The organism is Komagataeibacter medellinensis NBRC 3288 (assembly GCF_000182745.2).
In the GTDB taxonomy this organism is placed as follows: Bacteria; Pseudomonadota; Alphaproteobacteria; order Acetobacterales; family Acetobacteraceae; genus Komagataeibacter; species Komagataeibacter medellinensis.
The window spans coordinates 508,354-519,465 of record NC_016027.1; the positions used below are offsets into that span (position 1 = coordinate 508,354).

Sequence of the window (11,112 nt, forward strand, 5' to 3'; positions counted from 1 at the left end):
GAAAGACAGTACCCAGATGCCCGAGATTACAGCGCTCACGACCGAAATCCTGCTGCCCGCCCTTGAACAGGCAATCGACGCCACCGTCATCATCGGCCAGGATAACGAGATCATCTTCTACAATCAGGCGGCGGCAAGCCTGTGGGGCATCCCGCGTGAGGAGGTGATCGGCCACAACGTGGACTGCCTCGTTCCCACCCGCCTGCGCCACGAGCATGACCGCTACATCGACCGCAACCGCGAAACCGGGCACAACCGTATTGTCGGCACATCGCGTGAGGTTGAGTTCACGCGTGCGGATGGCGAGTACATCTGTGGCGAACTGTCACTGTCCAAGGTGCAGATCGGGGAAGGGGACAGCCGGCAAATCTACTACATGGGCGTGATGAAGAACGTCACGGATGAAAGCCAGCGCCGCAAGATCCTGATCCTGCAGAACGACGTGCTACAGGCGCTGGCCAGTGACATGCTGATCCAGGATATAGGCGAACTGATCTGCCGCAAGGTGGAAGCCTTCGTGCCCAACGCGGTTGCCGCCATGCTGGTGCTTGATGATAACCAGCCCTGGCGCGTGATCTGCACACCCGCCCTGCCACGCCGCATCCGTAATGCGCTGGAAACCACCGTGCCCTCGCCTTCCGATGTGGAGAAGCTGCAGGCCAATCCTTCCTATACCGGGCGGCTGGTATGGGACAGTTATCAGTCCATGAGCCGCTCGCTGGGGCTACAGTCGTGCTACGCCGCCCCGGTGCTGGCGGCGGACGGACGGGTGACGGGCATCTTCGCGCTGTACCTGCGCGAGACAAATCAGCTTGGCGCATGGCCGCAGCGTCTGGTCGGGGCGTGCCTGCCGTTCTGCGCCCTGGCGCTGGAGCAGCACGCCACCAAGACCCACATGACGCAACTGGCGCGCTATGATTCGCTGACCGGCCTGCTCAACCGTGGGGCGCTGCACCGGGTCATGGAAGAGATGATCGCCCAGCCCGGCAACCGCACGATGGCCATCTTCATGCTCGATATCGACCGCTTCCGCGATATCAACGACGCGCTTGGCCATGTCCATGCCGACCAGTTCCTGGTCGAGATCGCAGCCCGCATCCGCTCGATTGCACACGATGACTATGTGCTCAGCCGCTCGGGCGGGGATGAATTCGTGCTGGTGGTACCCGATTGCGACGGCGCGCGCATTGAAGAGATCGCGCGCATCCTGATCGAGACCATCGGCCGACCGCTGCAGATCGGGCAGAACACGCTTTCCATCTCGTGCAGCATCGGCATCAGCACCTTCCCCGCCAACGGGCCGGACAGTGAATCCCTGCTCAGCCATGCCGATACCGCCATGCGCCAGGCCAAGGAAGACGGGCGCGGCATCTATCGCTTCGCCAACCTGGAAAAGAACCAGGTGGCGCAGGACCGTCTGGTGCTGGGTTCCGCGCTGCGCGATTCACTGGCGCAGGGCATGCTGCAGTTGCACTACCAGCCGCAGGTACGCACCCACACGCTGGAACTGAGCGGGGTGGAAGCGCTTTCACGCTGGCACCACCCCACTTTGGGCAACATCTACCCCTCCCGCTTCATTGCCGTGGCGGAAGAAACCGGCCAGATCGAGGCGATCGGCCGGTGGTCGCTGCTTGAAGCATGCCGCCAGATCGTGAAATGGGATGCCGACGGGGTGTTCGTACCCACTGTTGCCGTCAACCTGTCTGCCGTGCATTTCCGCAACCGCGCGCTGCCCGAGCATATCGCGGCCCTGCTCAGGGACCATAACCTCAAGCCTGCGCGCCTGACGGTGGAAATTACCGAAAGCGTGATGATGGACAGCAGCAGCGATACCGAGGAAGTGCTCCAGTCCATCCGCAACCTGGGCTGCGGGCTGTCGATGGATGATTTCGGCACCGGCTATTCCTCTCTCTCACGGCTTACGCGCCTGCCGCTGACCGAAATCAAGATCGACCGCAGCTTCATCAACGATTTTGAATACGACACCAATGCCCAGGCCGTGACCATGGCCGTGATCGGCATTGGCAGCAGGCTGGGCATGACGGTCGTGACCGAAGGGGTCGAGACCGAGCAGCAGCGCGCCCTGCTGGAAAAACTGAACTGCGACGTGATGCAGGGCTACCTGTTCGCCAAACCGCTGGCCCCACGGGATCTGGAGGAATGGGTCCGCCGCGGCGGCGCGCCTGCCGTGATCCGTGAACTCAAGGCAGCACGCGCGACAAAGGCCGCCAGCAAGACCACCACGAAGAAGGGCGCCAATCCCCCCGCCGCACAGGCTGCCGCCGCCAGCACTACAGAACCCGCCACACCCCCTGCAGAAGAGGACAAGGACAAGCCCAAGGCCCCAGCGGCCACCAAGACAACAGCAACCAACAGGTCCTGACCCCTTCAGGGCGACAGAGGGAGCCATAAGCCATGTCACTCAAACACGACGATCGCCTGCGCGCGCTTACCCACAAGGATTCCGATTTCTGGGCCGATGTGGTCGATAATGTGCTGATCGTGGCCATTACCGATGTGCGCGGTGTGATTACCTACGTGAACGACCGCTTTTGCGAAATCAGCCGCTACCCGCGTGAGGAACTGCTGGGGTCCACGCACCGGATCGTCAATTCCGGGTATCATGATGCAAGCTTCTTCCGCCAGATGTACCGCACCATCCGCATGGGCGAGATCTGGCGCGGCAATATCTGCAACCGCGCCAAGGACGGGACGCTGTACTGGGTTGCCACCACCATCATGCCCAAGCACAATTCGCTTGGCGCGATCGAGGGTTACGTGGCCACGCGCTTCGAGATTACCGAACTGATGAACACCCGCGACCGGCTGAAGTCCCTTGCCGCGACCGACCCGCTGACGGGACTGTTCAACCGTGGCGGCTTCAACAACGTGTTGCAGACGGCGGTGGAGCAGAAGGCGCAGAACATCATGCGCGAGATCATGCTGGTCATGTTTGACCTGGACGGGTTCAAGCAGATCAACGACATACATGGCCACCATGCAGGCGATGTGGTGCTCAAGACCATTTCCACCCGGCTTATGGCGCTTGTCAGCCCCGATGATGCGGTCTGCCGGCTGGGAGGCGATGAATTCGCGCTGATCCTCAACCAGACCCTGACCAAGAAGCCACTACAGGACATACTTGACCAGCTTCTGGCCGCGCTTGAAGCTCCGATCGAGGTGGGCAACACCATGGTCAACGTATCGGGCAGCATTGGCGTGAGCCCTGTAGCCAGCCAGGAAAGTGCGGAATCCCTGCAAAAAAATGCTGATATCGCACTATATGCCGCCAAGCGCGCCGGTGGCCATCAGGCGCGCATGTTCGACATCACGCTGCACCAGCATGCGCTGGAGCGCGCCCAGATCCTGACCGATGCCCGCACGGGCGTGGAGAAGGACCAGTTCGAGCTTTACTACCAGCCGATCCTGAACCTTGCCCTTGATCGGTGTGACCAGATCGAGGCGCTGCTGCGCTGGCACCACCCGCAGCGTGGGCTACTGGCGGCGGAAAGCTTCCATGACGTGTTCCTTGATGCCGCTCTGGCGCAGGCAATGAGCCCGCGACTGGTCAAGGCGTTTCAGAACGACATGCGGCTGTGGAATACCACGCTCGATGCCTATCCCAACCTGACCATCAACCTCTCGCGCCTTGACCTGCTCAATATCGGGTTCCAGAATGATCTGGAGGCCGAGATCCGGCGGCAGGGCAGTCAGGCGTCGGATTACGTTCTGGAAGTATCGGAAAGCGTGCTGGCGGGGCGCCGGTCGGACCGGGTGCTGCTGCGCCTGCAGGAACTGGCGGCCATAGGTTTCCAGTTGACACTGGACGATTTTGGACTGGCCACGCTATCCATTTCCGCCTTGCGTGAAATCCCGTTCACCCAGGCCAAGATCTCACGCAGGCTGGTGCGCGATATAGAGCACAGCCAGCAGGCCCGCGATGTGATCGCCCACCTGTCTGGCCTGGCCCACGCCTTCGGGCTGAGTGTAACCGTAAGCGGGGTGGAAACCGCAGCCCAGATGGAGATCCTGCGCGCAATTGGCGTGGACCGGATTCAGGGTTTTTATATCTCCCCTCCCATTTCGGCGGCAAATCTTGTACTGGCGGAGCATATCTTTGCGCCAGATCATACCGAAATAGCGCTACAGGCCTCATGAGGGGCCATGCGCCTGACCCTTCATACCGATTATTCCATTCGCGCCCTGCTTTATCTGGCGCATAACCCGGGCAAGCGGATCGCGATTCAGGAAATTGCTGATACGCACCGGATTTCCCAGCACCATCTGGTAAAGGTCATCCATCGCCTGTCCACAAGCCAGATAGTGCTGGCGCGACGGGGGCGCAACGGTGGTATTGAACTGGCCAGGGAGCCGCGGCAGATCATTATTGGTGATATTGTCCGCCTTATGGAAGCGGACCTGGCGGCCATTGTCGCGTGCATACCCGATACCGGCCAGCAATGTATCCTGGCTGATGCCTGCCGCCTGCGCGGCCTGTTCTCACGGTCCATGAATGCCTTCATGGGTGTGCTCGACCGCCTGACCCTGCATGACATCCTGCATGATGACAAAAAAAACTAACCGCGCGGGCAGGTTGCATGATGGCCTGCGTAGTGGAAGAATACGGCTGGTGCTTTCCTGCGCCCGCCGGTATTACGGTTCAGGACCATATGGCCTTTAAATATAACTTTTTAGTATAATAATATATGGGATAAATATGGCGTCATAAATTACAAGCCACAATCGCGCAGTATATGGTTATTTTGTTTTATACCAGCTACCATCCTTATCCCACATAACAGGAACCCGATGTCCCTGATGCCACGGTACAGCCCTACACCAGACGGTCATGGCAGGGAGGCCACCAACAAGTCATCATGCGCCTGACCCTCCATACAGATTATGCGATCCGCGTTCTGGTCTATCTGGCGCGTAATCCTGAAAGACGTGTATCCGTACACGAGATTTCCAACAGCCACGGAATTTCCCACAACCATCTGGTCAAGGTGGTCAACCGCCTTTCCCATAACGGGATTGTGGTGGCGCGCCGGGGGCGGTCGGGCGGGCTGCAGTTGCCATGCCTGCCGCATGAGATCGTTATCGGTGATATCGTGCGGCTGATGGAAACGGACATAAATTCCGTTGTCTCGTGCCAGCCCGAAAACGGCCAGCACTGCCTGCTGGTGGACATATGTCGCCTGCGTCTCCTGCTGGGCCAGTCGATGCGTGCCTTCTTCAAGGTGCTGGACGAGACGACACTGCATGATATCCTGCCCGACCATCGGGCCTGAGCCTGCCTACGAGGTGGGGGAGGGCTGGCCATGTCTATATACTGTTATATATTGACATGCGCTGTCCGGCCTTGCGGTCGGGTATGACCACGCATGCTGTCCCGACGGGCACGGGTGGAAAGTCCGGCCCATCGCGGTCATGGCCTGGTCACAGCGCGGCATCTGGCCGGAGCGGGACGCAACGCGCGGAAGGTAAAACGGTTCCGCCAGTGGTATCCACAAGTTAAAATTAATTCCAAACCCTCGTATATTGTATATTTGCGGTCACGCACGGCATGCGTTCTGTCGTTTTTTTGGCGGAATACTGATGGTCTTGTAACAATACTCATAAAGTCGTTACCGTTCTCACGGTTTCGTTTTTTCACGTTTAATGAAGGCGGGACTAGCTTCCGCATCATGATACTGGAGGAACATCCATCATGTCTGCTTTCGTAACACCACAGACCCCCGCCGGATGGGCGACGCTGGGTCTTGCGGTCATCATTATCCTGCTGGGGCTGCCTCTGGCTTACATGGGGGCGGAACTCGCCTTTATTGGCGGGTCGTGGTACTATGTTGTCGTGGGCCTTGCCGTAACGGTGGCGGGTGTCCTCATGGCCATGGGCCGGGTGGCCGGTGGCCTGCTCTACCTTGCGGCCGTAGCCTTTACGTGGCTGTGGGCGGTGTGGGAGGTCGGTTTTGACGGCTGGGGCCTGCTGCCCCGCGTGTTCGGCCCCACCCTGCTGGCCGTTGGCGTTGTCCTGTGCCTGCCTGTTCTCAAGCGTGCCGAAGCCGCGCGTTCAACCCTTGTGCGGGAGGTCGCGTAATGCCCCGGACCCCGATTCTGCGCAGCCTGCTACTGGGCGCTACCATCATTACCAGCCTGTCCTGTGCCGCCGCCTACGCCCAGGTTCCCCCCGCCGACCAGCCCCCCGGCACCGGCAATGCCACCGTGCCACCCGGCGAGCCCGCGCAGCCGGTTGACAAGTTTGCCGCCCCGTCGCCCAATGCCCCACAGGCACCGGGCGTGAATGCCGCCAACATTCCCGATGGTCCGCCCGCCGAACCCAGCGAGGCAACACCCATGGTCGAGCAGGTGGTGGCTAACCCCGCGCATGATGACTGGCCGGGCTACGCCCGCGATGACAAGGCCACGCGCTACTCGCCGCTGGACCAGATCACGCCGGCCAATGTCAGCCACCTCAAGCGTGCGTTCATCTACCACACCGGCAGCAAACCGGGACCGGGGCAGACCAACAAGTGGGCCGCCGAGACCACGCCCATCAAGGTTGGCGACGGGATGTACATGTGTTCCGCGCTGAATGACATGATGCGCATCGACCCCGCCACGGGCAAGGAAATCTGGCACTTCCACGCCAACGAGAAATACGAGAGCATCCCGTACACGGCAGCGTGCAAGGCGGTGGTGTATTACACCTCCTCTACCGTGCCTGAAGGCGAGCACTGCCACCACCGTATCCTTGAAGCCACGCTGGATGAACGCCTGATCGAGGTGGACAGCGAGGACGGCAAGGTATGCGAAGGCTTTGGCTGGCATGGCATGGTCAACCTGATGAAGGGGATGGGTGAGTCCGTACCTGGCTTCGTGGCCGAGACCGCGCCGCCGCCGATCGTCAATGGCGCGATCATCACCAATCAGGAAGTCCTTGACGGCCAGCGCCGCTGGGCGCCGTCGGGCGTGATCCGTGGGTATGATGCCGAGACCGGGCGCTTCCTGTGGGCATGGGATGTCAACCGCCCCCATGAACATGGCGAGCCGAAGGAAGGCGAGCACTACAGCCGTGGCACCCCCAACTCATGGGCCGCGATGATTGGTGACAACGCGCTGGGGCTGGTTTACGTGCCCACCGGTAACTCGGCTGCCGATTACTACAGCGCGATGCGTTCACCTGAAGAAAACAAGGTGTCCTCCGCCGTGGTCGCGATCGACGTGAAAACGGGCGAGCCGCGCTGGGTGTTCCAGACCGTGCACAAGGACGTGTGGGACTACGACATCGGCTCCCAGCCTACGCTGATGGATTTCACCAAGCCTGATGGCAGCAGTGTCCCGGCCCTGATCATGCCCACCAAGCGTGGCCAGACCTTCGTGCTGGACCGCCGCACGGGTGAACCCGTACTGCCGGTGGAAGAACGGGCCGCGCCCTCGCCGGGCATGGTACCGGGCGATCCGCGCTCGCCCACGCAGCCGTGGTCGGTTGGCATGCCGCGCCTTGGTTTTGCCCCGCTCAAGGAATCCGACATGTGGGGCATGTCCCCCATTGACCAGCTTTACTGCCGCCTGAAATACCGCCGCGCGCATTATGTGGGCGAGTTCACGCCGCCCAGCATCGACAAGCCGTGGCTGGAATATCCCGGCTATAATGGTGGGTCCGACTGGGGCAGTGTTGCCTATGATGAAAAGACCGGCATCCTGATCGCCAACTGGAACAACACGCCGATGTATGACCAGCTTGTCAGCCGCAAGAAGGCGGACCAGCTGGGCCTCATGCCGGTGGATGACCCCAACTACAAACCCGGCGGCGGCGGTGCCGAAGGCGCGGGTGCGATGGCCGATACGCCTTACGGCATCGTGGTTTCGCCCTTCTGGGATGAATATACGGGCATGATGTGCAATCGTCCGCCCTATGGCATGATCACCGCCATCGACATGCATACGCAGAAGGTACTGTGGCAGCACCCGCTGGGCAGCGCGCGCGCCAACGGTCCGTTCGGCCTGCCCACGCACCTGCCGCTGACCATCGGCACGCCCAACAATGGCGGCCCGGTCATTACGGCCGGTGGCCTGATCTTTGTTGCCGCGACAACCGACAACATGATCCATGCCTTTGACATCCATACCGGCAAGGAAGTGTGGAACGACGTGCTGCCCGGTGGCGGGCAGGCAACACCCATGACGTATGAGTACAAGGGCAAGCAGTATGTTGCCATCATGGCGGGTGGCCACCACTTCATGATGACCCCGGTGACGGATGACCTTGTGGTCTATGCGCTGGATAACGTGAACTGACCCAATCCCCCTGCGGGGTGAGGGAACCGGGGCCGCGTCATGCGGCCCCGGTTTTTTTATGCGCGTAAAAAACGTAAAGAAGTTTTTGGGTGCCGCCTTTTTTCAAAAAGCTTCACCAAAAACTTTTATTCTTTTTACTATGGATTATTTCATGGCCATTCTGACCACACCCGACCCCACCCGCCCGCGCTGCGCCTGGGCACAGGCGGATGCGATGATGATGGCCTACCATGACAACGAATGGGGCCAGCCCGTGCACGACAGTCGCATGCTGTGGGAAATGCTGGTGCTGGAAAGCTTTCAGGCCGGGCTGTCATGGCGCACGGTGTTGCGGCGGCGCGAGGGCCTGCGCGCCGCCTTTGCCGGTTTTGATCCCGACCGCGTGGCCCATTTCGATGCGGTGGATGAGGAAAGGCTGATGGCGGACCCACGCATCATCCGCGCGCGCGCCAAGATCCGCGCCACCATAGGCAATGCCCGTGCCTATGTGACCATGCGCGACGCGGGTGAGGACTTCGCCACCTTTGCGTGGGGCATGGTGCCTGCGGCACCGGTGCGCAACCTGTCGGGGCGGGTACTGGCGTCTTCGGACCTGTCATCTGCCATGGCGGCGGCGCTGCGGGCGCGGGGGTTCCGGTTTGTGGGGCCTGTCATTGCCTATGCGTGGATGCAGGCGGCGGGTATGGTGCATGACCATGAACCCGGCTGTTTCCGCCACAGCCCTGCATGACAGGCCACACGGATACACCGGATGTCGCGCCATGGGTATTCGGGGCGCGCAGGTCAGAACCTCAGCCCGTCCGTGCCGTATACCCGCCATCCGGTTGCGGGCAGGAGGCACCCTGCCGTCCGGCCTGAAAACCTGATGGCCTGCACACAAAACAGCCCGCACACGGCGGGGCGGGTCGTGTGCGGGTGGCAGCGGGCCATGGCATGACCCGCTGCGATCAGGTTCCAGTATGGCCCCGGCCGGGTCAGGTATTACTGCACCGGTGGCGCGGCCCTGCTGGCCTGTGCGGTGACCGCGCGATGGCGCACGGCGGTAGGCAGCATCTCGCGCAGGATGTTCATCGCCGCCAGTTCCGACAACCCGGTCTGGGTGGAAAAACGCGCCAGTTCCGCCGGGTGGAACAGCGTATGGATCGTTTCCTCATCGGTAGGGGGACTTTTGTCATGTATCTGCCAGGCGTGGATGACCGGCAGCAGACCCACGGCCTCGGCCCGGTTTTCCAGCATGCTGGGGTGCTCGGGCGCGGGCAGGGGGCCAAGGATATCGTTCAGCACCGATAGCGCGCCGGAGCGGTCGCCATGTGCGCCAGTCAGGAAATCACCGATACGGGTCGTGATGTCGGCTACATTACGGGTAATGGCCATGGGGGCCTCCTGCTGCAATAGCGGGTTTGACAGTAATGGAACACGCTGTTCGCGGTTGCGGGCCTGCATGGTGTCCCGACATGCAGGTGGCATGGCGGGACCAGCGCGGGCGGGCTTGTGACCCGTCTTATGCACGCTGCGACCGGCAGGGCAGTGCGGATGCACGCCCGTACCATCATCCCGACCCTTGTGCCAGCCGTGGCAGGGCGGATGCCGGGGGCACCGCACCGGCCAGGAATGGGCTGGCATACGTTTAACGTGGCGGGCAGGGGAGTGGTTTGCCGCTATCAGTAGGGGTGGGAAAACACATTGGCGTTACATGCCCGATGCGTTGGCTACACCCGGCCTCTGGTTCTGTACCACCTGCTGGGGCGAGCCGGTGGAGCCACCCACGCCGTGGCCCATCGCGTTGACGGTTGGCGGGGTGGACGGGCTGGTGGTGGCTTTGGCGCTGGCCTGTTTCTTTTCCTTCGCGCAGGAAATGCAGGCGTCCTCACCAATCCTGCCGGTGCAGCCAGCCAACGGCAGGGCGAGTGCTGCACACAGGCCAAGCAGGCCAAGGCGGCCAGGCAGCGGCAATGTGGTATGAGACCGGGCAGCGGGGCGGAAACGAGGCACGTCTTGATCACTCCATTGTGGTGCCCCCACAACGGTTGGCCCCGGCATGGGGTTGCACGCAGGGGCATGGAGTCTTTCCACCCAAAACCGGTTCGGTGAAAATGCCCTGCTTTATTGCCTTTACGGGCATCTTCACCGGTCGGGATACACGCATCCCGACAGGTAAAGCCCTAGCCCAGCACCCAGCCCGCCACGCGGCTGCCCGGCGGCAGGTGGCACAGGCCGGTATGGCCATGATCCGTCACCTGCCACGCGCCGCCACGGCGGGCGCAGTCCTGCTGCGGGGGCAGGTTGCGCGCCATCAGCGCATCGGTGCAGCCCGCCAGCACGGGCAGCACCACAATGGCGGCCAGCAGGCGGGTTATGGCGCGCCGTCCATCAGGGCGCGGAGTGGTGGCTGCGCCACAGCGCCCATTCCTCGACTACCGTGCCATCGGGCAGGTGGCACCAGCCGGTAGTACCCTGTGCAGTGTGCCGCATCTCAAGCGTGCCGCCGCGTTTCTGGCAGTAAACCGAGGCCGGGTTGGCCATGCCGATGCGCGACTGCGGCGCGGGCTGTTCCTGCACCTGCGTGGGTGCCAGGTCAGGGCGGGGGGCAGGGCTGGCGGGTAGGCTGTGCGCAGGGCCACAGCCGCCCAGCATGCCGGACAGGGCCAGTGCCGCAGCCCGCAGGGTTGCCCGTGCGGCGACCCGTCTGGCTGCGCGCTGACGCGGCAGGGTATGGAAGGAAGAAATCATGATGGATCACCTGTCGATTCGTGGCGCTGTCCACACAGGTAACAGCACACGCCCCCTGCCGCCAGAGTGGGCGGGTACGGGCAT

Annotated in this window: 11 protein-coding genes; 7 read left to right on the forward strand and 4 right to left on the reverse strand. The window is 62.0% G+C overall.

From position 1 onward, the window contains the following. The first annotated feature begins 16 nt into the window (after positions 1–16). The 7 genes from GLX_RS02190 to GLX_RS02220 all read left to right on the forward strand — a co-directional run bounded on the left by GLX_RS02190 (position 17) and on the right by GLX_RS02220 (position 9,028). Positions 17–2,383 carry an EAL domain-containing protein gene (locus tag GLX_RS02190; protein ID WP_014104412.1) on the forward strand — a complete coding sequence of 789 codons (2,367 nt, stop codon included), beginning with the start codon at positions 17–19 and terminating at the stop codon, positions 2,381–2,383. A 32-nt stretch (positions 2,384–2,415) separates the two neighbouring features. After that, positions 2,416–4,158: a putative bifunctional diguanylate cyclase/phosphodiesterase gene (locus GLX_RS02195; protein ID WP_014104413.1), complete on the forward strand. Its 1,743-nt coding sequence runs from the start codon at positions 2,416–2,418 to the stop codon at positions 4,156–4,158. 6 nt (positions 4,159–4,164) lie between these two features. Continuing rightward, positions 4,165–4,581 carry an RrF2 family transcriptional regulator gene (locus tag GLX_RS02200; protein ID WP_014104414.1) on the forward strand — a complete coding sequence of 139 codons (417 nt, stop codon included), beginning with the start codon at positions 4,165–4,167 and terminating at the stop codon, positions 4,579–4,581. Between the two features lie 296 nt (positions 4,582–4,877). Then, positions 4,878–5,291, forward strand: a complete 414-nt coding sequence (locus GLX_RS02205; RefSeq protein ID WP_014104415.1) for an RrF2 family transcriptional regulator — start codon at positions 4,878–4,880, stop codon at positions 5,289–5,291. Positions 5,292–5,710: 419 nt separating this feature from the next. Beyond that, positions 5,711–6,097 carry a hypothetical protein gene (locus GLX_RS02210; RefSeq protein ID WP_014104416.1) on the forward strand — a complete coding sequence of 129 codons (387 nt, stop codon included), beginning with the start codon at positions 5,711–5,713 and terminating at the stop codon, positions 6,095–6,097. Beyond that, on the forward strand, positions 6,097–8,298 hold the full coding sequence (locus tag GLX_RS02215; RefSeq protein WP_014104417.1) for a pyrroloquinoline quinone-dependent dehydrogenase: 2,202 nt from the start codon (positions 6,097–6,099) through the stop codon (positions 8,296–8,298). The genes GLX_RS02210 and GLX_RS02215 overlap by 1 nt, the downstream gene beginning before the upstream one ends. 151 nt (positions 8,299–8,449) lie before the next feature. Next, positions 8,450–9,028 (forward strand): DNA-3-methyladenine glycosylase I, encoded by a 579-nt coding sequence (locus GLX_RS02220; RefSeq protein WP_231850379.1) that lies wholly within the window; start codon positions 8,450–8,452, stop codon positions 9,026–9,028. 251 nt (positions 9,029–9,279) lie between these two features. Here the strand turns inward: GLX_RS02220 and GLX_RS02225 are convergent, their stop codons facing one another. The 4 genes from GLX_RS02225 to GLX_RS19165 all read right to left on the reverse strand — a co-directional run bounded on the left by GLX_RS02225 (position 9,280) and on the right by GLX_RS19165 (position 11,028). Further along, positions 9,280–9,807, reverse strand: a complete 528-nt coding sequence (locus GLX_RS02225) for a hypothetical protein (protein ID WP_228391537.1) — start codon at positions 9,805–9,807, stop codon at positions 9,280–9,282. 180 nt (positions 9,808–9,987) lie between these two features. Further along, on the reverse strand, positions 9,988–10,290 hold the full coding sequence (locus GLX_RS02230; RefSeq protein ID WP_148268525.1) for a hypothetical protein: 303 nt from the start codon (positions 10,288–10,290) through the stop codon (positions 9,988–9,990). 170 nt (positions 10,291–10,460) lie between these two features. Continuing rightward, positions 10,461–10,631 (reverse strand): hypothetical protein, encoded by a 171-nt coding sequence (locus GLX_RS02235; protein WP_231850380.1) that lies wholly within the window; start codon positions 10,629–10,631, stop codon positions 10,461–10,463. Between the two features lie 37 nt (positions 10,632–10,668). Beyond that, positions 10,669–11,028: a putative hemolysin gene (locus GLX_RS19165; protein WP_014104421.1), complete on the reverse strand. Its 360-nt coding sequence runs from the start codon at positions 11,026–11,028 to the stop codon at positions 10,669–10,671. Positions 11,029–11,112: the final 84 nt, after the last annotated feature.